This is a genomic window from Streptomyces sp. RGM 3693 (genome assembly GCF_050471125.1).
Taxonomy (GTDB): Bacteria; Actinomycetota; Actinomycetes; order Streptomycetales; family Streptomycetaceae; genus Streptomyces.
In genome coordinates, this window is sequence record NZ_JBMPPQ010000001.1 from 653647 (window position 1) to 676437 (window position 22791).

Genomic DNA, 22791 nt, shown 5'->3' on the forward strand with positions numbered 1-22791 from the left:
TCATGCAAACCACCGATGTGCGCTGCCGGATCTGCGCGCTCAAGGCCGGGCACCCCGGAGTGGTCCTCGACGACGATCAGGTGTGCAATCTGTGCAACCTCGACGTCGCGGGCGACCTGCTGGAGAACTACAAGTACACCAACGAGGTGTTCGCCGAGTTCCAGCAGGCGCCGCCCAACCCGCGCGGCGACTTCGACTGCCTCTTCATGTACAGCGGCGGCAAGGACAGCACCTACATGCTGGACAAGTTCGTCAACGAATACGGCAAGCGGACCCTCGCCTACACCTTCGACGTGCCCTTCGAGAGCACGCACACCGCCCAGAACATCCGGCTCGCACAGGAGAAGCTGCCGGCCACGTTCGTCCTCGACTCGGACGACGACAACATCAAGAAGATGATGCGGGACGTCTTCAACCGGCCGCGCCCCCAGCAGCCGGGGAAGTACCTCGACGAAAAGCTGCCGTGCGTCTCCTGCCGGACGTTCTTCGTCATCAGGGCGATCCTGCACGCCTTCCGGGAACGCATCCCGTACATCGCCCTGTGCGCCGACCCCCAACAGATCCTCACGATGGAGTCGAACGTCCGGGAGGTCGTGCGGGACTTCTACCGCACCTTCGGACCCGAACTCGTCGGCGAACTGTTCAACGGCGAGATCGAGGACGTCCTCTTCGCCGAGGACGACGAACTCCCCAAGATCGTCTTCCCGTTCATCGCCATGCGGCACGACTACGACCCGGACCGGATGGTGGCCGAACTCAAGGAGAAGGGCCTGTACCAGTCCTCTCCCCTGGAGACCCACTGCACCCTGTTCCCGCTGCTGAACTACTACTCGTTCAGCAACTGGGGCTGCATGTTCTACAAGCTCAACGCCTCGAGCTACGTCCGCTCGGTGCGCCGCAGCAAGGACTACGACCGGTCCACCTTCAGCATCAAGTTCCCCCGCTCCCTGGACCTGCCCGAGGTCGAGGACCGGCTGGGGCGGGTCGTCATGGAGATCGCCGCCGGCACCGGCGACCGCGAGGAGCACCGGGAGATCCTGGTGGAGCTCTTCCGGCAGATGGACGCCACCGAGGACGGCGCACGGTTCGTCGCGGAGACCTTCCTGGACATGCGGAAGGTCGCCGCGGACCTCGGGATCAAGGTCGGTTGAGGGAGAGAGAATGAACGAGCAGGCAATACAGGCGGACCAGGACCGTCAGCACCCCGAGGCCCGGGACGCGGACATCGCGATCATCGGCCTCGCATGCCGGTTCCCCGGCGCGGACAGCCCGGACGCGTTCTGGGACGTGCTGAAGGAGGGCCGGGAGACCCTGACCCACTTCACCGAGGAACAACTGCGCGCGGCCGGTGTGAGCGACCGGACGCTCGACGACCCCCGTTACGTACGGGCCGGCCAGGTCCTGCCGCACGCCGACCGGTTCGACGCCGGACTGTTCGGCGTCACCCGGGACGAGGCGGAACTCATCGACCCGCAGCAGCGGCAGTTCCTGGAATGCGCCCTCCAGGCCCTGGAGCAGGCGGGCTACGACCCCGAGCGCACCGACCACCCGATCGGCGTCTACGCCGGCGTCGGGATGAACACCTATCTGCTGCACAACCTCGCCGAGCGCTACCGGACCGCGTCGTCCGTGGACCGCTACCGGATGATGATCACCAATGACAAGGACTTCGCCGCCACCCGGACCTCGTACAAGCTGAACCTGCGCGGCCCGAGCATCAGCGTCAACACTGCCTGCTCTACCTCGCTGGTGGCCGTGCACCAGGCATGCCTCGCGCTGCTCTCCGGCGACTGCACCATGGCCCTGGCCGGCGCGGCCCACGTCCAGGCCGAGCAGCAGGAGGGCTACCTCCACCAGGACGGCATGATCTTCTCGCCCGACGGCCACTGCCGGGCCTTCGACGCCAAGGCCCAGGGCACGGTGATCGGCAACGGCGTCGGCGTCGTCGTCCTCAAACGACTCACCGACGCGCTGGCCGACGGCGACACCGTCCACGCCGTGATCAAGGGCACCGCGGTGAACAACGACGGGGCGGCCAAGACCGGCTACACCGCCCCCAGCGTGGACGGCCAGGCCGCCGTCGTCGCCGAAGCCCAGGAGATCGCCGACTGCCCGCCGCGGACCATCTCCTACGTGGAGGCGCACGGCACCGCCACCCCGCTCGGCGACCCGATCGAAATCGCCGCGCTGAACCAGGCGTTCGGCCGCGACGGCGACCCGCTCGACCGTGAGTCCTGCGTGATCGGCTCGGTCAAGACCAACGTCGGCCACCTCGACACCGCCGCGGGCATGGCCGGTCTGATCAAGACGGTGCTGATGCTGCGCCACCGCACCCTGGTGCCCAGCCTCAACTTCGAGTCGCCCAACCCGGAGATCGACTTCGCGGCGGGACCGTTCCACGTCGGCGCCGAGACCCGCGAGTGGCCGGCCGGGCCGACCCCGCGCCGCGCCGGGATCAGCTCGTTCGGCATCGGCGGCACCAACGCCCACGTGATCGTCGAGGAGGCCCCCGAACCCCCGGCGGCCGGCACCCCGGGACCCGCCGCCACCGCGCCCCGCCTCCTGGTCCTCTCGGCCCGCACCACCACGGCGCTGAACACCGCGACCGCCAACCTCGCCCGGTACCTGAGGCAGCACCGGGACCTCGACCTGGCGGCGGTGGCCCACACCCTGGCGACCGGACGCCGCCGACACGTCCACCGGCGCGCCCTGGTCGCCACCGACCTACGGGACGCCGCACTCACCCTGGCGCTCGGCGACGGAGCCCGGGTACTGACCGGGGCACCGGGAGCCGACCGGCCGGTCCTGGTCCTCGGCGCCCCCGCCGGCGCCCCGGCCGGGCACGCCGCCGCGCTGTACGAGCAGGTCCCGGCCTTCCGCACGCACCTCGACCGGTGCGCCGGGGAACTGGGCGCCCCGGACGGCGCCGCCGGACTCCTGAACGGGGACGGGCCGTTGTCCGCCTTCGCCATCCAGTACGCCACCTGGCGGACCCTGGCCGACTGGGGCGTCGGCGCGGAGGCCGCCGCCGCGGACCGCACGGCGCTCCCCGAGGCCGCCCGCCGGCTCCTGGAGGCCGCCGGCGCCACGTCCGCGGTACCGGACGGGCGGCCCGCGCTCGCGCTGCTGCCCGACGGCACGACGGCGGGCGACGCCACCACCGGCCGGGTGTTCCTGCTGGACCTCCTCGCGCGACTGTGGACCGCCGGCGAGGACGTCGACTGGCCGGAGGTCCACCGGCACGATCCCGCCCGCCGGGTGCCGCTGCCCACGTACCCCTTCGACCACAAGCGGTACTGGATCGAGCCGCACGGCCGGGAGACCGCCCCGGCCCCGGCCGCGGGCAGCAGGCTGCTGGACCGCTTCGAGGGGGTCACGGACGCCGACCGGACCGCCCTGATCACCGAGTTCATCCAGGGGGCGATCGCTGCGGTGGTCGGCAACCCGGATCCGCAGGCGGTGGATCTGGACACCAACCTCTTCGACATGGGCCTGGACTCGCTGATCCTGATCGAGGTCATCGCCAAGCTCAGCGACGAACTCGACCACCCGGTACGGACCTCGGCCTTCGTCGAGTTCCCCACGGTGCGCGCGTTCGTGGCCGATCTCGCCGGGGAGCTGGGGATCCACCCGGAGGACGCCGCGGCCGGCGCGGCGGCCGGCGGCCAGGGCCGCGTCTCGCGGCGCGCCCAGCGGGCCGCCGCCCGTCGGACCGCCACGTCGTGAGCGGCCCCGTCCGGTCACCGGCCGGCAGTTGACCGGCTTGTGGCCGCGGACCGCCCGGACTTTCCGGAGCGGTCCGCGGCCACGGCCCCCAAGGCACCTCCCGGCCCGCCCCCCGGCGCCCGGCCGCTACGTCCCCACCACCCCCAACTCCCGCGCCAACACCGCCGCCTGGAGCCGACTGCGCAGCTCCAGCTTGCCCAGCAGCCGGCTGACGTGGGTCTTCACGGTGGCCTCCGCCATCGCCAGCCGCACCGCGATGTCCGCGTTCGACAACCCCTCGCCCAGGCACCCCAGCACCTCCCGCTCCCGCGGCGTCAGCGCCTCCAGCACCGCCGGGTCCGGGGCCGGCCGGTCACCCGCCGTCCGCCCGGCCGACCCCGGCCGGGCGAACTCGGCGATCAGCCGTCGGGTCACCGCCGGCGCGATCAGCCCCTCACCGGCCGCCACCGTGCGCACCGCGGTCAGCAGCGTCGCCGCGTCGCTGTCCTTGAGCAGGAAACCCGCGGCGCCCGCGCGCAGCGCGCCGAACACGTAGGCGTCCAGGTCGAAGGTGGTCAGCACCAGGACGTCGGCCAGCCCCTCCGCGGTGATCCGGCCGGCAGCCGAGACCCCGTCCAGCCGCGGCATCTGGACGTCCATGAGCACCACGTCGGGGCGCAGCGCGCCGGCCAGGCGGACCGCCTCCTCGCCGTCCACCGCCTCCCCGACCACCTCGATGTCGGGCGCGGAGCCCAGGATGAGGACCAGCCCGGCCCGTACGGCGGACTGGTCCTCGGCGACCAGGACCCGGATCGGCTGCGCCGCGGTGCTCGTCATCGTCGTCCTTCCTCTCCGGTGCCGGGCAGCGCGGCCCGCACCCACCAGACCGTTCCGTCCGGCCCGTCCGTCGGGCCGGCGTCGAACTCCCCGCCCAGTAGGGCGATCCGCTCCCGCATACCGACCAGCCCGGCCCCGGAACCGGGCGCGCGGGGGCCCGGCCGGTCGGCGTAGGGACTGCGGACGGCGACGGTGAGCGTCCCACCGGGGTCGTGGGCGATCCGCACCCGGACCTCACCGGGCGCGGCGTGCTTGAGCGCGTTGGTCAGCGACTCCTGGACGATCCGGTACGCGGCCAACTCCACCGGTGCCGGCGGCCGCCCACCGCTCGGATCGGCCGGGCCGCGTGGGCTGCTCGGGCCGCTCGGCCCGGCCGGCCGCCGCGCGTCGTCCAGGACGAACGCCAGGCCGCTGGCGGCGCCGTTCGTCCGGGCCTGTTCGACCAGCGCCGCCACCCCGTCCAGGGTCGGGGTGGCGGCCGGCTCCTCCCCAGTGGCCTTCGGGTCCCGCAACAGCCCGATGAGCCGCCGCATCTCGGCCAGCCCCTGGACGCTGTTCTCGCGGATCACACCGAGCGCCGCCCGGGTCGCGGCCGGGTCGTCGATGGTCTGCGCGGCGGTGGCGTGGATGGCGATCGCGGACAGGTGGTTGGCGACCAGGTCGTGCAGTTCCCGGGCCATCCGGGCACGTTCCCCGGCCACCGCCTGGGTCCGGTCCATCTCGGCCAGCAGCGCGGTCTGTTCGGCCCGCAGCCGGGCGGACTGCGCGGCGTCCCGGTGGTTACGGATGATCAGGCCGGTACTGGCCGGCGCCATGGTGATCAACGCGAGCCCGATACCGACCAGCATCACCTGCGGAACGCGCCACACCGCCGCCGTGACGACCGTGGCCAGCACCGTCAGCAGCTCCGAGTACAGCGGGATCCGACGGGAGGCGCCCGGCGGCCCGTACAGCACCGCGGCGTACACCACGTCGGTGAACATCAGGACGGTGGCGATCAGGGTGCCGGTGCAGAAGTCCAGCGCCAGCGCCGGCAGCGCCAGGACCAGCGCGGCCATCGGGGCGGTCCGGCGCAGGAGTTCGGCCGCCGCCATCACGGTGAGCGCGAGCAGCGTCAACGACGCGGGCAGGCCGAACAGCGGCGGTCCACCGTGCAGGCGCAGCGTCCACAGCAGCACCCCGGTGGCCAGCCCACCGCCCGCGATCAACACGTCGTGGGGGTGCGGCCGTCCGGGTGCGGCGAGGGCTCTGACAATCACCCCTCCATCCAACATGGCGCCGACACCGTCCGCCCTCCCCCCGCGGACCGGGCCGGCTACATCGAAAGATGCAGCGCCGGATCGTCACCGGCGACGACGTTCCGGGCGCCGCCGGCTGAGAGCCTGAACAGGACCGTTCCGCCCGGTGGGAGCCCCGGAACCGCCCGGGGCGCGGAGCGGCACGAGAGGAGAGTCGCCGTGGTCGTCACGCTGATCATCGCCTGCGAGGTCGGCTTCTGGGTGCTGCTCGTCGCCGGTCTGGCGCTGCGCTATCTGGCGCGGATGCCGAAGACCGGGGCGGTGGTGCTGCTACTGGAGCCGCTGCTGGAGCTGGCGCTGCTGATCGTCACGGCGATCGACCTGAAGAACGGTGCCGCGGCGGACTGGAAACACGGCCTGGCCGCCCTCTACATCGGCTACACCGTCGCCTACGGGCACTACACGATCACCTGGGCCGACCGGCTCGTCGCGCACCGCTTCGCCGGCGGACCGCCGCCGGTCAAGCGGTACGGTCTGGACCGCTTCCGGCACGAAGCGAAACTGTGGCTGCGCACGGTCCTGATGGCCGCGGTGGCCGCCGCCCTGCTCCAGGGCGCGATCTGGTACGTCGGCGGTGACGGGGACGTCACCTCGCTGCGCAGCTGGCAGGGGATGGCCCTGCGCCTGGTGGCGATCCACGGCGTGATCGCGCTGACGTACCTCATCTGGCAGAAGAAGGCCCCCGAGGCCGGGCCCGCACCGGACGTGGCGCGGACCCGGCCCCAGCGGGAGAAGTCCCTGGGGTAGGGCCGCCTCTGGCGGCTCAGAGCCGGCTCAGCGCTCGCCGCCCGGCACCCACAGCACGTCCCCGACCTCCTTGTTCGCCGTCCGGGCGAGGATGAACAGGAGGTCGGAGAGGCGGTTGAGGTAGGTGGCGGTCAGCGCGTTCATGGTCGCGCCGTGCTCCTCCATGGCCGCCCAGGTGGCCCGCTCGGCCCGCCGGACGACGGTGCACGCCTGGTGGAGCAGGGCGGCGCCGGGGGTGCCGCCCGGGAGGATGAAGCTGCGGAGCTTGTCCAGTTCCGCCAGGAAGCGGTCGCAGTCCGCCTCCAGCTTGTCGATGTAGGACTGCTCGACCCGCAGCGGCGGGCCCCATTTTTCTTGTTCAGGGGCCGGGTTCTCGACCACGGGGGTCGACAGGTCGGCACCGACGTCGAAGAGGTCGTTCTGCACACGCAGCAGCACCGCGGCGACCTCTTCCGGCAGCGAGCCGAGCGCCAGCGCCACGCCGATCGCCGCATTGGCCTCGTTGGCGTCCGCGTACGCCGCGATCCGGGAATCGGTCTTGGCGGTCCGGCTCATGTCACCGAGCGCCGTGGTGCCCTTGTCGCCGGTACGGGTGTAGATGCGGGTCAGATTCACCATACGGGTGAGACTACGCCGCGGCCCGGCGGAAGGCCCGGGTGCACAGGGCCATCGCCAGCGCCGCGAACCCGACCGCGACCAGCGCCCCGCGGAGCACCACCGGCGCGGCGTAGGCACCGGTGAACGCCGCCCGCACCGCGTCCACCAGGTAGCGCAGCGGCATCAGGTGGGACAGTGCGTCGAGCCAGCGGGGGGCCAGCGCCATCGGCAGCATCAGCCCGGACAGCAGCATCGCCGGCATGGTGACGGCGTTGACCACCGGACCGAACTCCTGCGGCATCCGCACCTTCATGGCCAGCGCGTACGACAGCGAGGCCAGCGCGATCGCCAGCACGGCGACGGCCGTCCGGCTCCGGCCCGGGGCGCGTCGCGCGCCGCGCCAAGGAAGACCTGTTCGTGACTCCTCCGCCCCAGTAGACGGGGCGGCTTCTCGCTTAGGCCGGTTGGGCTTCGCGACGGGCCAGCCCGGCCCGTAGAACGTTGAGAGCGCCCACCGTGTCCGCGTGCGCAGAGTGACCGCACGAGACGCAGTGGAACTTCTCCTGTGTGGGCCGGTTTCTCTTGGCAGTGTGCCCGCATGCGGGACACCGCCGTGAGGTGTTGCGGGGGTCCACCGCCATCACTTCTCGTCCGGCGCACTCTGCCTTGGCGTTCAGGATCGCGAGGAACACCCCCCATCCGGCATCAGCGATCGAGTGGTTCAACCCAGCCTTGGACGCGGCCCCGTTGGGTAGGAAATTGCCCGGCTTGGCCGGGTCGGGCCTTGGGGCGGGCCTCCTGATCATGTTTCGGATCTTGAGGTCCTCGTGTGCGATGGCGTCGTGCGAGCGTACGAGGTCGAGAGCGATCTTGTGCGCGTGATCGAGGCGCTGGCGGCGTACCTTACGGTGCAGCCGCGCGACCTTCTCTACAGCCGTGCACCGCCGTTTGCTGCCGCGCTTGCATCGGCGGAGCCCCCGTTGCGCGGCCTCCAGCTTCGCGGCGGCCTTCCGGCCGTGCCTGGGGTTGTTGACGAACCTGCCGTTGGAATCTGCGAGGAAGTTGGATATGCCCATGTCGATGCCGACTACGCTGCCGGTTGCGGGCAGCGGCTCGGGTTTGGCGCGTTCCGCAGTCAGGATGACGTACCACCGGCGGCCTTCGCGCTTGACCGACACCGTCTTGACCTTGCCGATCACCGGCCGGTGTTGATGCACCCTGATGTGGCCGACGCCTTGCAGGCGGACGCGGGTCACCAGGGCGTGCGGAGTGGAGTTCCACCCGCAACCGTCCCCGTCCCTGGGGAAGTCCACGGTGTCGAAGCGCGAGACCGAACGGAAACGTGGATAGCCGGGCTTGTCACCTGCCTTGACCCGACGGAAGAAGGCAGCGAATGCCCTGTCGAGACGGCGAAGTGTCGCCTGCTGGCTGGAGAACGACCAGCGGCCCTGACGCTCCGGATCGAACGCTCGGATCTCCTTGAGCTGCGCCGACTGCTGCCCATAGCGCACCTTGGTCCTGGAGGCATGCCGGTAGGCATCGCGGCGCTCTTGCAAGGCGCTGTTGTAGAGCGAGCAGTGATCCCGGAGCATCGCGATGAGCGCGTGCCCCTGGCGTGCGGTGGGCCGCATGAAGAACTTGTACGTACGCATCACGGCGGACCACTCCCCCCATGCCTTCTCCTGGTCAAAGCTGCTGGAACTAGCGTAATGGCCGCCACTGACAACGCAGGGGGCTGTCGCTTCCCCTGAGGAGGGCATCTTCTACCCGGCTGAAGCCGGGCACTTTTGCGGAGGTGAGGGTGGACCGGAGCCAGGAGCTGGTCGACCGGCTCTCCCGGTATGTCCGGGGGCGCCCGGAGGGGGAGTCCGCCGCCGCCGCCGTACTGCGCGAACTGCGCGTGGAGGTGGTGAGCATCTCGCCCAAGGTCGGCCTGATGGAGGGCTACCAGCACTTCATGCGGGTCATCTACGACTCCGCCGCCCTCCAGGCCCGCATGTGGCACCTCCAGCGCCAGCAGTACGAGCACCTGGAGGCCACCCTCCGCCAGGAGACCGGTGCCGCCGCCGACGACCCGATGCCCCGTCTGATGGCCGGCCAGATCAACTGGGTCCACCAGACCCTGATCGTCACCATCGCCCAGGAGATGATGGCCGGCCGCAACCCCGCGGAGGTCTCCCGCGAGGCGCTCGTCGTGCTGGACGAGATGGAAGAGGTGCTGAGCGAGAAGGTCCTCAACTACGCCGTGCGCCCCGCCCGCTGACGGCCTTCCGGGCGCTCTTTGCTCCCCGGGGTGTGATGTCCGTCATTCGAGACGTGACGCGCATCTCTTCGCGGCCAATCGATCGCCGGCGACCGCTAACGTCACTCACGACCGTCAAATGCACAGGGTGTGAGGGGACAAGCAGTGGCAAAGAAGCTTGCCGTCATCGGCGCCGGACTGATGGGTTCCGGTATCGCGCAGGTCTCGGCCCAGGCGGGCTGGGACGTCGTCCTCCGTGACGTGACGGACGAGGCGTTGGCCCGCGGCAAGGGCGGCATCGCGGACTCCTTCGAGAAGTTCGTCGCCAAGGGCAAGCTGGAGGCGGCCGCCGCCGAGCAGGCGCTGGCCCGCATCACCACCACCACCGACCTGGAAGCCGTCGCCGACGCGGACATCGTCGTCGAGGCGGTCTTCGAGAAGATCGAGGTCAAGCGGGAGATCTTCCAGGCGCTGGACAAGCTCGCCAAGGACGACGCGGTGCTGGCCTCCAACACCTCGGCGATCCCGATCACCAAGATCGCCGCGGCCACCTCCCGGCCCGAGCGGGTGGTCGGCACGCACTTCTTCTCGCCGGTGCCGATGATGCAGCTCTGCGAGCTGGTGCGCGGCTACAAGACCAGCGACGAAACCCTCGCCACCGCACGGGAGTTCGCCGAGTCGATCGGCAAGACCTGCGTCGTGGTCAACCGCGACGTGGCCGGCTTCGTCACCACCCGGCTGATCTCGGCACTGGTCGTCGAGGCCGCCAAGCTCTACGAGTCCGGGGTCGCCAGCGCCGAGGACATCGACATCGCCTGCAAGCTGGGCTTCGGCCACGCCATGGGGCCGCTGGCCACCGCCGACCTGACCGGCGTCGACATCCTGCTGCACGCCACCGAGAACATCTACACCGAGTCCCAGGACGAGAAGTTCGCCCCGCCGGAGATCATGCGCCGCATGGTGGACGCCGGCGACATCGGCCGCAAGAGCGGGCAGGGCTTCTACTCGCACTGACACCGCGTCAGGCTGTACTCCGGCGGGGTCACCCCGCAGGGTGATTTCGGTATCGGTTCGCTTACAAACGGCAACTTCGCCGTATGAGAGGCAGTCAGATCGGTAGACGACAATGCACCACAACCCATGACATCGGGGAGCGCATATGTACATCAGGGGCGACCACGCCGAGCTGGTCGTCGGGGGCCGCCTCGACGTCCGCAGCGCGGCGGACGCCCGTACGGCCCTGCACGCCGCCGTGGACTCCGGCCGAGGTGATCTGGTGCTGGACCTGACCGAGCTGGAGTCGTGGGACGCCACCGGCCTCGGCGTGATCATGGGCGTGCACCGCCGGGCCGGCCGCAACAACCGCCGGCTGGTGCTGCGCGGGGTGCCGCCACAGATGCAGCGCCTCCTGGTCGCCACCCGGCTCCACCGCATCCTCGCGATCGAGGGCGGGACCGGAGTGGAATCGCTTCCCCGGGCGTGAGGCGGGGCGAGGCGGGGCGTGGCCACCACCGCGCCCCGCCGGCCGCTGCCGGGGCGACGCCAACGCCGGCAAGCACAGCAAGCGCTAAAAACGCAGCAAACGCCGCAAACCGTACATATCGCCTGATCTGCTGGCGTTTCCGTCAAGGTGCCACCCCGCCCGTGCCCCATGCCGGGGATCGGTCTATGGTTCGGTTGCCCGCCGTGTGCCATCATCCGCGGCGGGGCACCGGACCAGACGCGACGGCTGAGGAGATCCGCCGGAGCCGGGGGAGTGCGGACGGCCGGAAGCACCGACGGCACGCACATTCTGGGAGCTTGCAGCATGGACCCGAACACCCACCCGGGGCCCGACGAGTACGGCCAGCAGGGCGGCCCGGCCGGCCCGCCGACCCCCGAGGCCACCGGCCGACAGCGCGGATCCGGCGGCCTCGCCCGCGTCGTCCGGCTCGTCTCCGGTAACTACCTGGTCACCGTCAACCCGGTCGACGGCTGCGAAATACAGCCCTGCCCGCCCGGCGAACGCCCCACCCCGCCCACCAAGCTCGACCCGCAGGAACGGGCCGCCGCGGCCCGCGCCGCCCAGCCGCCGGCACCGACCGGACCGCTCTCCTTCGCCGGCCACGAGATCCTCCTCGAAGAGCGCTCCGAAGACATCGCCCGACTGATCCGGCTGCTCACCCGCGGCCGCTCCGTGCGCGTCACCGGCCCCGCCGGATCGGGCCGCACCCGACTCCTGGACGCGGTCGCCGGCAGCGTCACCGACCTCGCCCCGGACGGCGTGGTCCGACTCTCCGGCTACCACCGCAGCGCCACCGACGTCCTGTACGCCCTGTTCGCGGCGGTCTACGGGGCCCCGCAGCACCGCCCGGAGCGCCCCGAGCTGCTGCGCCTCCTCGGCAGCATCGGCGCGGTCGTCGTCCTCGACGACCTGGAGTTCGGCGGCGCCGCGCTCGACGAGCTGCTGGAGGCCACCCCCGAGTGCGCCTTCGTCCTCGCCGCCACCCCCGACGTGCCCGCCCCCAGCGCCGACGCACACATCGAAGAGGTCTTCGTCGGCGGGATCAGCCGGGACGCCGGCCTGCGGCTGCTGGAGCGCGCCGTGGACCGCCCGCTCACCAAGGACGAGAAGACCTGGGCCGCCGACCTCTGGTTCGAGTCCGAGGGGCTGCCCCTGCGGTTCGTCCAGGCCGCCGCCCTGCTCCGGCAGCGCGACAAGGCCCGGACCGCACCGGGCGCCCTCGACGACGGCTACGGGCTCTTCCCCGAGGACGGCACGGCCGACCAGACGGACCCGGGCCAGCGCCCCGCGACCCCGCTGCCGGCCCGCGGCGAGGCCGCCGCGCCCGCCGCGCTGCTCGCCGAACGGCTCGGCGTCGCCGCCCAGGAGACCCTCCGCTTCGCGGTCGCCCTGGGCGGCGAACTGCCGCACCAGGCACACCTGCCGGCCCTCACCCAGGACACCCACGCCGACGCCGCCCTCGGGGAACTGCTCGGCTGCGGCCTGATCAGCCCGGCCGGCGGCCACTACCGCCTCGCCGCCACCGTCCACGACCAGCTGACCGCCGCCGGCTACGCCGAGGACGCCGCCGCCCGGGCGCACACCGCCGCCCAGCACTACGCCTGGTGGGCCGGACACCCCTCGGTCGCCCCCGAGCGGGCCGCCGCCGAGTCCGACGCGGTACTGGCCGCCATGGGCGTACTGACCGGCAGCCGGGAGAACGGCCACCCGGCCGCCGCGGTGCTGCTGGCCCGTACCGCCGCCCCCGCGTTCGCCGCGGCGCTGCACTGGAGCGCCTGGGAGCGCAGCCTGCGGCACGGCCAGGAGGCCGCCCGACTGGCCGGCGAGGTCGCCGAGGAGGCGTACTTCCACCACGACCTGGGCGTGCTGGCCCTGTGCAGTGGCAACGTCGACCGGGCGCGCGCCGAACTGGAGGCGTCCATCGGGCTGCGCGGTGTGCTCTCCGACCGCGACGGCGCGATCGCCGGACGACGGGCCCTCGCCCTGGTCATCGACCGGTCCAGGGCCGCCGCCGCGGACGCGCCGACCACCCTGCTGGCATCCGTCGACCCGGCGGCCGCCGCCGGTGGCGCGGCCGAGCCCACGGCCCACGGCCGGGCCGGCGAGGCGTCGCCCGACGCCGTGTCCACCGCCAAACTCCAGGCCGTCGCCTGCCCGGAAGGCCCCGCCACCACGGTCACCGCCCGGCCCGCCACGACCTCCTCCACCGCGGCCACCGCCGCCGTCCCGGCAGCCAAGGCCGCGACGACCGCGATGACCGCGACGGCTGCGACGGCTGCGACGATGGGGAAGGCCGCAACGACCGCGAAGTCCGCCGCCGGCAGCGGATCCGCCGCCGGGGGCCTGGGGCGCGGCATCCGCCGCACCGGCCGCCGCAACCTCATCGCCGCCGGCGCCGGAGTGCTGCTGGCCGCCGCTCTCGGCACCGCCGTCACCCTCGGCATGACCTCCGACGACTCCACCCCGCACGACAACAAGGTCACCACCGAGCAGTCCCCGGCCGTCGGCGACGACACCCAGGAACCGGCGCAGCAGCCCGGCACCGGCTCCGGCTTGCCGCCCACCGGCTCCGGCACCACCCGACCCGGCACCCCCGGCACCCCCGGCCACCGGCCCACCACCGCGCCGTCCGCCCCCGGCACCACCGGCGCCCCCACCACCCCGACCGGCGGCCCGACCTCCGGCACCACCCCGACCGGCGGACCCACCTCGCCCACCGGCCACCCGACCCACCCCACGCACAGCCCGACCAGCAGCCCCACGGAGCCCACGCCGCCCCAGAAGCCCACCGACACCCCACCGGCCACGCCGACCCAGAAGCCCACCGACACCCCGACCGGCCAGCCGCCGACGACGTCCGGCGGCTCCTCGGGCGGCAGCCCGTCCGGCAGCAACTCCGCGGTGGCACCGTCCACCAGCAACGGAACCGCCGGAACCGCCCCGGACACCGCACCGGCACCGTCCGGGCAGTCGGCATCCGGCCAGGGCACCCCGACCGGCTGACGCCCCCGGCGTCCCGCGCGCCCCGCCCGGCACACCCGACGCGCGCCGGAACACCACGACGGCCCGGTACGGACCACCCGCCGTAAAGGCGGGCGGATCGCGTACCGGGCCGTCGTCGTCCGGCCGGCGCGGCCGGGTCAGAACAGGCGCAGCTTGTCGTCCTCGATGCCGCGCAGCCCGTCGTAGTCCAGCACCACACAGCCGATCCCGCGGTCGGTGGCCAGCACCCGGGCCTGCGGCTTGATCTCCTGAGCTGCGAAGACGCCCTTCACCGGGGCCAGGTGTGGGTCGCGGTTGAGGAGTTCGAGGTAGCGGGTGAGCTGCTCGACGCCGTCGATCTCACCGCGCCGCTTGATCTCGACGGCGACGGTCTGGCCGTCGGCGTCCCGGCACAAGATATCCACCGGGCCAATGGCGGTGGGGTATTCACGCCGAATAAGCGAGTAGCCCTCGCCCAGTGTCTCGATCCGGTCGGCGAGCAGCTCCTGGAGGTGGGCTTCCACCCCGTCCTTGATGAGTCCGGGATCCACCCCGAGCTCGTGCGAGGAGTCGTGCATGATCTCCTCCAGGGTGATGATGAGCTTCTCGCCGCCCTTGTTCTCCACCGTCCAGACATTGCCGTCCCCCTCCTTGAGGGAGCAGGGCGGGGACATCCAGTTGAGGGGTTTGTAGGCCCGGTCGTCCGCGTGAATGGAGACGGAGCCGTCCGCCTTCACCAGGATGAGGCGGGGGGCGGAGGGCAGATGGGCGGTGAGCCGACCCGCGTAGTCCACGGAGCAACGGGCGATGACGAGACGCATGGTGCGTCACGCTACTCGAATCGGGGGCGCCGACGCGATTCGCCCCCGCCCCAGGGTCCCTTTACGGCGGAAACCCCCGCACCCCCGGCGCCCGTGCATGGCCGGTTGTATGTGCAATCTCCTGGTGCGGGCCCCTTGCGCGGCATACCGTTGACGCGGGGGGTCGCGGGGCGAACACGCTCTGTCGCGATTTCCCCTTGTCCTACCCATGAGGCCCCGACCGTCCCGGCGGGGCCGCGAGAGGAGAACCTCATGTCGCTCGACGTCTCACCGGCCCTCCTCGAACAGGCCGAGCGAGGCGAGGTCGACGAAGCCGCGTTTGTCGACTGCGTCCGGACTTCCCTGCCCTACGCGTGGGGGATGATCAGCTCTCTGGTGGACCGGCTGAAGGCGGACGGCGGAGAGTTCGCCGACAACCAGACGCCGCCGCCGGACGAGCAGGCGCGCGGCCAGCTGCTCCGCGCACTGGCGAGTAACGCCATCCGCGGCTCGCTGGAGCGTCACTTCGGAGTGCGCCTCGCCTTCCAGAACTGCCACCGGGTCGCGGTCTTCCCGCTCGACCAGGCCGCCGACCAGCGGCTGACCCGCTTCACCTCCATCCGGGGCCAGTTGCTGAACCAGTCGCCCGAACTCCGCGACTGCTGATCGGAGTTGCTGCCGCTGAGCCGACCGGGGCACCCTCCGGCACCGCGCACCGGCGGCAGCACCACCGACCAGCCGTGCCCCGGACCGGTGGGAGGTGACCCCGCCGCCCACCCCGGGCGGGGTTACCCCAGCTGCGGCAGCACCTCCGCGCCCAGCCGCCGGACGTTCTCCTCGGTGGCGGCGAGATCCCCGGAGCCCTCCACCAGCAGCGCGAACCGCCGGATGCCGGTGCGCTCCGAGGTCGCCGCCAGCCGGTCCACGCACAACGCCGGCGGGCCCACCGGATGCAACGCACACAGCAACTCCGTGTACGCCAACGGATCGCGCATCCCGCGGTACCGGCCGTCGACCGTCACATGCGCACCCAGCCCCTGCCGCAGCCAGCCGGGCATCGCCTTGGTCAGCGTCTCCACCGCGGCCGGCCGGCCGTCCGCGATCTGCACCACCCCGGCCGAGACGTGCTCCGCCGCGGCCACCTCGCCCGGATCCCGGCCGGCCTCCAGCGCCGCCGCCCGCCACAGCGCGACCATCTCCGCCTTCTCCTCGTCGCCGCAGTGCATCCCCAGCAGCATCGGCAGCCCGCGGGTGGCGGCCAGCCGGACCGAGGCCGGGGAGGTGCACGCCACCACCACCGGCGGACCGCTCGTCAGCCCACCGGGGTCGTCCGGATCGGCCAGCGCCTCGGCCGCCCGCGGCACCACCGCCACCTCCCGGAACGCATAGCGCTCGCCCCGCGCACCCACCCGCGGCTCGCGCAACCAGCGCAGCAGCAGATCGAGCGACTCCGGGAACCCGTGGTCGTACGCGGCCAGGCCGGAGCCGAAGACCTCCAGGTCCACCCAGGGACCACCCCGGCCGACGCCGAGCGTGAACCGGCCCTCCGACGTCAGGTGCAGCAGCGCCGCCTGTTCACCGAGCGCCACCGGATGCTGGGTCGGCAGCACACTGACCGCCGTCCCGACCCCGATCCGCCGGGTCCGCCCTAACAACAGCGCGGCCAGCGTCGCGGCCTGCGGACAGACCCCGTACGGGACGAAGTGGTGTTCGGCCAGCCAGACTTCATGGAGTCCGGCCTGCTCCGCGATCTCCGCGGAACGCACCGCGCGGTGCAGTGCTTCCCCCTGTCCCTGACCGGGGAACTGGGCGGCCAGGATGAAAGCCCCTACGCGCATCGCTCTTCTGCCTCCTTGCAGCCGACGCGACCCCTCCCTCACCCGGCAACAACGTGAGACACGTGCCCAAGGCACGGCCTGACGCGAAATTTCCAGATCATCGCAGAAACGTGACGGCGGACTTTTGCCCCTGACCGTGCCGCGTACGCTGGTGACAGCCCTCCCCCAAGCTCTCCCCTGGAGTTCGAGCAGGGGGACCCCATCCCCGTCGACCTGCCGAGGTGTTCTGTGTCTCCGCGTCGAAACCGCCAACGCGGTGTGAAGCCCTCCGACCACGCGGACCAGCCCGGCGTCGGCCGCTACGGCTTCGAGGCCATCGAGGAATGGCGCGGCGAGGACTGGGTGGTCCGGCAGGTCGGTGGCTCCGGCGCGACCAAGCACTACCGCTGCCCCGGCTGCGACCAGGAGATCCCGCCCGGCGTCCCGCACGTCGTCACCTGGCCCCAGCACGGCGACGTCGACGACCGCCGGCACTGGCACAAAGCCTGCTGGAACGCACGGAACCGCCGGAGCGCACGGCTCCAGCGGTCCCGTAACGCACCGCGGTACTGAAGGGCTACACGTCGCGCTGCCGCATGGCCGCGTAGGCGCCGCCGAGCGCGAGGGCGGCGAGCCCCATGACGATCCACAGCGGCTGCCAGCCGGACGGACCGCCCTGGACGAACGGGAACTTGTTGCCGTACATCACCGTGAGCTGGTTGGGGATCGAGTAGCCCATCAGGAAGTTGCGCACCCCCTGGAGGCTTTCGGCGAGCATGAACATCGACAGCACGAACGGCAGCAGCACCACCCCGACCATGAGCGTGATCGCCCCCGCGGAATGCCGGATCAGCGAGCCGACGGCCAGCGCCAGCAGCCCCAGGAACGAGACGTACAGGCCGATGCCCACGGTCGACCGGAGCCACTCGGCGGCGCCGATCTCCGCCTTGCTGATGCTGCCGATCATGGCGTTGTCGGTGAGCGCGACGACCCCGGTGACGACGGTGGTCACCACGAAGGTCAGCACGAAGAAGACGATCGCCTTGGCCGCCAGCACCCTGCCCCGGGAGGGACAGGCCGCCAGGGTCGTACGGATCATGCCGGTGCTGTACTCCGAGGAGGTCACCAGCACGCCGAGCGGCAGCACGCACAGGACGCCCAGCAGCATCCCGAAGAGCCCGAAGAACAGCGGCGACGTCGTGCCGACGCTGTCCATCGACCCCACGGACGTGGCGACCAGCACCCCGATGCCGAGGACGAGGACGGACATCACGCCCAGCGTCCACACCGTCGACCGCACCGAACGGATCTTGGTCCACTCGGCGGCCAGCGCATGGCCGAGGTGGGTCGGGCGGACCGGGATGGGCGAGACGTAACCCCGCGCCCCCGCCTGCCAGTTGGCGGCGGCGTGCTGCTGCGGAACCGGCTGCTGCGGCTGCTGCTGCGGGACGGGTGCCTGCTGCGGCTGCTGGGGCTGGGGCTGGGGCTGGGCGTGCGGCGGCTGGGCCGGCGAGGGGGTGGGGACGGTGAGCATCATCGTGCCGCCCTCCCTGCCCGGCCCGTGCGCCGCCAACGGCGTCGGCTCGGGATGGCCCCCGGCCGGCGGCTGCGCCTGGAGCATCATCGTGCCGGCCTCCTTGGCGGGGGCTGGCGGCGACTGGGCCTGGAGCATCATCGTCCCCGCTTCCTTCGCGGGGGCCGGGGGAGCGACGGGCGGCATCGGCCCGGCGGTCGGGACGGGCGAGGGCGAGGGGGGTGCCCCCTGCTCGAACGGAGTCGAGAGCTCGGGGGAGGGCGGCATCGGCTGCGCACCGGCCTCCGGCGCGCCGTTCTCCGGCTGCGGCTGGGGCTGCGGCTGCTGAGGGCTGGTCATCGGGCGTCCTGGGTGTGCGGCGTGGGCTGGTCGACGGGGGCGGCGGCCGGCGGCACCGGCGGCTGGGCGGGCGGCACCGGCGCGGCGGGCGGCGGCTGCTGCCCGTACGGGTGGGGCGCACCGTACGCACCGGGTGCCCCGTACGGGTGACCCTGCTGCGGGGGCACCGGTCCACCCGGCACCGGGGCGGCCTGGGCGGCGTAGGGATCCGCCGGGGCATACGGACCCGGCTGCGCGTACTGCCCCGGCTGCGCGTACGGGTTCGGCGGCGCGGGCACCCCTGGCGGCATCTGCCCCGGCGCCACCTGGCGCGGCGGCATCTGCCCCGGCCCGCCCGGCTGCCCCGGCCCGTACCCCTGCACGGCGGCGCCCTGCGGCGGGTACCCGGCGGGCGCCTGCTGGAGACCGGCCCGCTGATCGGCCGTCGAGCGGTAGTCGACGACCCCCTGCGTCATCCGCATGTACGCCTCCTCCAGCGACGCCTGGTGCGGCGACAACTCCCACAGCCGGATGTCGGACGCATGCGCCAGATCACTGATCCGCGGCAGCGGCAGCCCGATCACCCGCAGCGCACCGTCCGCCTCGGCCACCGCCTGGCCGCCGGCCTCGGTCAGCGCCGCGGTCAGCTTCTCCCGCTGCTCCGGCTCACCGTCCGGCGTCCGCACCCGCGCAAAGTCCGCAGAGTTGGCCGAAATGAAGTCCTTGACGGCCATGTCCGCGAGCAACTGGCCACGGCCGATCACGATCAGATGCTCCGCGGTCAACGCCATCTCGCTCATCAGATGCGAGGAGACGAAGACCGTACGGCCCTCGGCCGCCAACTGCTTCATCAGGTTCCGCACCCACAGGATGCCCTCCGGATCCAACCCGTTGACCGGCTCGTCGAAGAGCAACACCTGCGGATCGCCGAGCAGCGCCGCCGCGATCCCCAACCGCTGACCCATGCCCAGCGAGAACCCCTTCGACCGCCGGTGGGCCACGTCCTGAAGACCGACCACCCCCAGCACCTCGTCGACCCGCTGGGCCGGGATCCCGGACAACTGCGCCAGCGACAACAGGTGCGCCCGCGCACTACGGCCACCGTGCACCGCCTTGGCGTCCAACAGCGCACCCACCTGACGCGCCGCGTTCGGGGTCTGACGGAACGGGCGACCACCGATCGTGGCGTGGCCGGACGTCGGGGCGTCGAGGCCCAGGATCATCCGCATGGTCGTCGACTTGCCGGAGCCGTTGGGCCCGAGAAAGCCGGTGACGGTGCCCGGACGCACCTGGAACGACAAGTTGTGCACGGCCGTCTTCGGCCCATAGCGCTTGGTCAGGCCGACTGCCTCGATCATTCTCCGCCCCTCGCGAGATGGTCGGGGCAGAGGCGCCCTCGTACCCCCGTGAGGGTTATGAGGCTATCGGGATGTTGACGGTTCCCGCCAAAACGCCGAAAGACGACCGACCAACCCGCCCCGACCTCAGGCGTCCCGCCGGTTCAACATCAGATACCCGGCGAGCAACGCGGCCACCGTCCACACCGCCATGATCGCGAAACCGCCCCACGGCCCGTACGGCGTCTCGTCATTGACCGGCGTGACCACCTGCATGATCTTCGAACCGGCCTGATCCGGAAGGTACCGGCCGATCCTCCGGGTCGCCGAGACGTTCCCCAGAATGTTGGAGATCAAGAAGAAGAACGGCATCAGGATGCCCAGCGACAACATCGGACTGCGCAACATCGTGGCCACCGCCATCGAGAACAACGCGATCATCGTCATGTACAGCCCGCCGCCGATCACCGCCCGCAGCACCCCCGGATCACCCAGCTGCGCCCGATGCTCGCCGAGCGCCGCCTGACCCGCGAAGAACGTCGCGAAACTGGTCACCACGCCCACCACGAAAACCAACCCGGCCGCCACCGACACCTTGCAGAACAGGAACACCCCGCGCTGCGGCACCGCCGCGAGCGACGTCCGGATCATCCCGGTGCTGTACTCGTTCGACACCACCAGCACCCCGAACACGATCATCGCCAGCTGCCCCAACCCCATCCCCGCGAAACTGATGTTGGTGGGATCGAAGGCAAGCCGCTGCCGATCCGGCATCCCATCGAAGTCCTTCCGCGCCAACGTGCAGATCAGCACACCCAGCACCACGGTGACCACCACCGCCGTACCCAGCGTCCACACCGTCGACCGCACCGACCGGATCTTGGTCCACTCCGACCGCAGGGCCTGCCCGACGACAGCCATCCGTCAGCTCCTCTTCCTCTGCCAGCCCGTACCCCAACCACCCGGCGGCGCCCCACCCGACAACGCCCCCTGAGGCACCACCGACCGCGACGGCACCCCACGCCCCGCCGCCGGCGGCCCACCGTTGCGCGCGTGATACTCCACCACCCCCGCCGTCAACTGCATGAACGCCTCCTCCAACGACGCCTGCTGGGGACTCAACTCATGCAGCACCACCTGCTGCGCAGCAGCCAGTTCACCCAGCCGCTCCGCCGACACCCCATCGACCTCCAACGCACCATCCCGACCGACCACCACCCGGACACCCGCCCGGTGCAGCACGTCCAACAGCCGCTCCCGCTCCGGCGACCGCAGCCGCACGTACGACCGCGAATTCTCCTCAATGAACTCCGCCATCGACGTATCCGCCAACAGCCGCCCCTGCCCGATCACCACCAAATGCTCCGCAGTCAACGCCATTTCGCTCATCAGGTGCGAAGACACGAACACCGTCCGCCCCTGGGACGCGAGCCGCTTCATCACATGACGAATCCAGTGGATGCCCTCCGGATCCAGCCCGTTGACCGGCTCGTCGAACATCAAGATCCGCGGATCGCCCAGCAACGCCGCCGCGATCCCCAACCGCTGCCCCATCCCGAGCGAAAAGCCCTTCGACCGCTTCTTCGCCACCGACGTCAACCCGACAAGATCCAACACCTCGTCGACCCGGGACCGCGGAATACCGTTGCTCTGCGCCAAACACAGCAGGTGATTGGCGGCACTACGACCACCGTGCATCGCCTTGGCGTCCAACAGCGCCCCGACGTACGTCAACGGATCCTTCAACTGCCGGTAGTGCTTCCCATCGATCCGCACCGAACCCGCCGTCGGATTGTCCAGACCGAGCACCATCCGCATGGTGGTGGACTTCCCCGCACCATTGGGACCGAGAAAGCCGGTGACGATCCCCGGCCGCACGGTGAACGTCAGCTGATCCACCGCGACCTTCTCACCGTAATGCTTGGTCAGCCCCTTGAGCTCGATCATGTACAGCACGCTAGGCGCGCCCCAAGACCCCCGCCACCTGGGCGACGCCGCCCGGACGACCACCCCGCCCCGCACACACCCGTGCCCCCGCACCACCACACAGGCGGTACAGGGGCACGAAGAAGAACGCCGCGAAACCTCCGACGTCAGCCTCAGCGACTCTGCTGGGCAGGCACGCCGCGGGACACGGACTCGTCGTCGCCGGGCGCACCGGCGGCGGCCACCGCCGCACCCGTCAGCGTCGCCAGCATCTCGCGGACATTGGTCAGCTGCGCGTTGATCGAGTCGCGACGGTTGGTGAGCGCCGCCAGCTCCCGCTCCGATTCGCTACGGATCCGGTCGGCCTTGGCATTGGCGTCCGCCACGATGTCCTCGGCCTGACGCTGCGCCGTCTCCACCGTCTGCCGCGCCCGACGCTCCGCATCCGTCCGCAGCTTCTCCGCCTCCAGACGCAGCTGCTCCGCCCGGTGCTCGATCTCCGCCAGCCGCTTCTCGGCCTTCGCCTGCCGCGAAGCCAGATCACGCTCGGACTGCTCACGACGCTTCGCGAGGTTGGTCTCGAAGTCCGCAGCGGCCTGCGCGGCCTTGGCGCGGGTCTCCTCGAAGAGCGCGTCCGCCTCCTCACGCTTGGACTGCGCGTCCTTCTGCGCCTCCGCGCGCAACGTGGCCGCCTCGCCCTTCGCCTTCTCGACGATCCGGGCGCCCTCGTCCTCGGCCTTGGTCTTGCGCTCGACGGCGAACGACTCCGCGTCGTTACGGACCTGCTGGGCAGCCGACTCGGCCAGCTCACGGTGCTGCTCGGCGGCCCGACGGGCCTCCTCACGCAGCTCCTTGGCCTCCTCCTCCGCAAGACGGAGGATCTTCTCCACGCGCGCCCCGAGGCCCGCGTACGAAGGTTCGGCGTCGGTGACCTGAGCCTGGGCGTTCTGCGTCTCGAGGTGCAGCTCCTCGATGCGCTTCTCCAGCGAGGTGATACGGGCCAGCGCACTGTCGCGATCCGCGACCAGTTTCGTAATGCGGTCATCCACCTGACCGCGGTCGTACCCACGCCGCACGAGCTCGAAGCCGAAGGGGGAGGAAGTGTCGCTCATGGGGTTCCTGTCGAAAGAGACCGGTGAGGTGATAA

Annotated in this window: 19 protein-coding genes and 2 pseudogenes; 9 read left to right on the forward strand and 12 right to left on the reverse strand. The window is 71.6% G+C overall.

The annotated features are described in order from the left end of the window. The first annotated feature begins 2 nt into the window (after positions 1-2). Both ACO0M4_RS02765 and ACO0M4_RS02770 read left to right on the forward strand, forming a co-directional pair. Positions 3-1151 (forward strand): OzmP, encoded by a 1149-nt coding sequence (locus ACO0M4_RS02765; protein ID WP_430367921.1) that lies wholly within the window; start codon positions 3-5, stop codon positions 1149-1151. A 10-nt stretch (positions 1152-1161) separates the two neighbouring features. Next, positions 1162-3726, forward strand: a complete 2565-nt coding sequence (locus ACO0M4_RS02770) for a type I polyketide synthase (RefSeq protein WP_430367923.1) — start codon at positions 1162-1164, stop codon at positions 3724-3726. Positions 3727-3852: 126 nt separating this feature from the next. On the opposite strand, the gene ACO0M4_RS02775 is transcribed toward ACO0M4_RS02770, so the two are convergent. Next, positions 3853-4542: a response regulator gene (locus tag ACO0M4_RS02775; RefSeq protein ID WP_430367925.1), complete on the reverse strand. Its 690-nt coding sequence runs from the start codon at positions 4540-4542 to the stop codon at positions 3853-3855. Next, positions 4539-5816 (reverse strand): sensor histidine kinase, encoded by a 1278-nt coding sequence (locus ACO0M4_RS02780; protein WP_430367926.1) that lies wholly within the window; start codon positions 5814-5816, stop codon positions 4539-4541. The genes ACO0M4_RS02775 and ACO0M4_RS02780 overlap by 4 nt, the downstream gene beginning before the upstream one ends. A gap of 183 nt (positions 5817-5999) precedes the next feature. Between ACO0M4_RS02780 and ACO0M4_RS02785 the strand changes: the two genes are divergently transcribed. Beyond that, complete coding sequence (locus ACO0M4_RS02785) at positions 6000-6587, forward strand: hypothetical protein (RefSeq protein WP_430367928.1); 588 nt, start codon at positions 6000-6002, stop codon at positions 6585-6587. A gap of 27 nt (positions 6588-6614) precedes the next feature. On the opposite strand, the gene ACO0M4_RS02790 is transcribed toward ACO0M4_RS02785, so the two are convergent. The 3 genes and pseudogenes from ACO0M4_RS02790 to ACO0M4_RS02800 all read right to left on the reverse strand — a co-directional run bounded on the left by ACO0M4_RS02790 (position 6615) and on the right by ACO0M4_RS02800 (position 8839). After that, entirely contained in the window at positions 6615-7205 is a 591-nt protein-coding gene (locus tag ACO0M4_RS02790) for a cob(I)yrinic acid a,c-diamide adenosyltransferase (RefSeq protein ID WP_430367929.1), read from the reverse strand. A 10-nt stretch (positions 7206-7215) separates the two neighbouring features. After that, positions 7216-7545, reverse strand: a pseudogene (locus ACO0M4_RS02795) (ABC transporter permease); the annotation flags it as partial. Positions 7546-7639: 94 nt separating this feature from the next. Further along, positions 7640-8839 carry an RNA-guided endonuclease InsQ/TnpB family protein gene (locus ACO0M4_RS02800; protein ID WP_430367931.1) on the reverse strand — a complete coding sequence of 400 codons (1200 nt, stop codon included), beginning with the start codon at positions 8837-8839 and terminating at the stop codon, positions 7640-7642. A gap of 149 nt (positions 8840-8988) precedes the next feature. Here ACO0M4_RS02800 and ACO0M4_RS02805 point away from each other — a divergent pair. The 4 genes and pseudogenes from ACO0M4_RS02805 to ACO0M4_RS02820 all read left to right on the forward strand — a co-directional run. Beyond that, positions 8989-9447, forward strand: a pseudogene (locus tag ACO0M4_RS02805) (TetR/AcrR family transcriptional regulator); the annotation flags it as partial. A 144-nt stretch (positions 9448-9591) separates the two neighbouring features. Next, positions 9592-10440: a 3-hydroxyacyl-CoA dehydrogenase family protein gene (locus tag ACO0M4_RS02810; protein WP_430367932.1), complete on the forward strand. Its 849-nt coding sequence runs from the start codon at positions 9592-9594 to the stop codon at positions 10438-10440. A 145-nt stretch (positions 10441-10585) separates the two neighbouring features. After that, positions 10586-10909, forward strand: coding sequence for an STAS domain-containing protein (locus ACO0M4_RS02815; RefSeq protein ID WP_430367933.1), 324 nt, complete (start codon positions 10586-10588; stop codon positions 10907-10909). A gap of 324 nt (positions 10910-11233) precedes the next feature. Continuing rightward, positions 11234-13933 (forward strand): ATP-binding protein, encoded by a 2700-nt coding sequence (locus ACO0M4_RS02820; RefSeq protein ID WP_430367935.1) that lies wholly within the window; start codon positions 11234-11236, stop codon positions 13931-13933. Positions 13934-14070: 137 nt separating this feature from the next. Here ACO0M4_RS02820 and nucS read toward each other — a convergent pair whose 3' ends face one another. Continuing rightward, a complete protein-coding gene (gene nucS / locus ACO0M4_RS02825; protein ID WP_390014843.1) occupies positions 14071-14733 on the reverse strand; it encodes an endonuclease NucS in 663 nt (220 codons plus the stop codon). A 252-nt stretch (positions 14734-14985) separates the two neighbouring features. Here nucS and ACO0M4_RS02830 point away from each other — a divergent pair, with 252 nt between their 5' ends. Then, a complete protein-coding gene (locus ACO0M4_RS02830; RefSeq protein ID WP_390014845.1) occupies positions 14986-15378 on the forward strand; it encodes an SCO5389 family protein in 393 nt (130 codons plus the stop codon). A 122-nt stretch (positions 15379-15500) separates the two neighbouring features. Here the strand turns inward: ACO0M4_RS02830 and ACO0M4_RS02835 are convergent, their stop codons facing one another. After that, positions 15501-16550 carry an LLM class flavin-dependent oxidoreductase gene (locus ACO0M4_RS02835; RefSeq protein ID WP_430367937.1) on the reverse strand — a complete coding sequence of 350 codons (1050 nt, stop codon included), beginning with the start codon at positions 16548-16550 and terminating at the stop codon, positions 15501-15503. A gap of 228 nt (positions 16551-16778) precedes the next feature. Between ACO0M4_RS02835 and ACO0M4_RS02840 the strand changes: the two genes are divergently transcribed. Continuing rightward, positions 16779-17102 carry an ATP/GTP-binding protein gene (locus tag ACO0M4_RS02840; RefSeq protein WP_430367938.1) on the forward strand — a complete coding sequence of 108 codons (324 nt, stop codon included), beginning with the start codon at positions 16779-16781 and terminating at the stop codon, positions 17100-17102. Positions 17103-17106: 4 nt separating this feature from the next. Here the strand turns inward: ACO0M4_RS02840 and ACO0M4_RS02845 are convergent, their stop codons facing one another. The 5 genes from ACO0M4_RS02845 to ACO0M4_RS02865 all read right to left on the reverse strand — a co-directional run bounded on the left by ACO0M4_RS02845 (position 17107) and on the right by ACO0M4_RS02865 (position 22756). After that, positions 17107-18063, reverse strand: coding sequence for an ABC transporter permease subunit (locus ACO0M4_RS02845; protein WP_430371216.1), 957 nt, complete (start codon positions 18061-18063; stop codon positions 17107-17109). A 335-nt stretch (positions 18064-18398) separates the two neighbouring features. Continuing rightward, complete coding sequence (locus ACO0M4_RS02850; protein ID WP_430367940.1) at positions 18399-19739, reverse strand: ABC transporter ATP-binding protein; 1341 nt, start codon at positions 19737-19739, stop codon at positions 18399-18401. 126 nt (positions 19740-19865) lie between these two features. After that, on the reverse strand, positions 19866-20639 hold the full coding sequence (locus ACO0M4_RS02855; RefSeq protein WP_430367942.1) for an ABC transporter permease: 774 nt from the start codon (positions 20637-20639) through the stop codon (positions 19866-19868). Positions 20640-20642: 3 nt separating this feature from the next. Continuing rightward, the gene (locus ACO0M4_RS02860) at positions 20643-21665 is read right to left on the reverse strand and encodes an ABC transporter ATP-binding protein (protein ID WP_430367944.1); all 1023 of its coding nucleotides are present in this window, start codon (positions 21663-21665) and stop codon (positions 20643-20645) included. A gap of 152 nt (positions 21666-21817) precedes the next feature. Beyond that, positions 21818-22756: a cellulose-binding protein gene (locus ACO0M4_RS02865; protein WP_430367946.1), complete on the reverse strand. Its 939-nt coding sequence runs from the start codon at positions 22754-22756 to the stop codon at positions 21818-21820. Positions 22757-22791 lie beyond the last annotated feature (35 nt).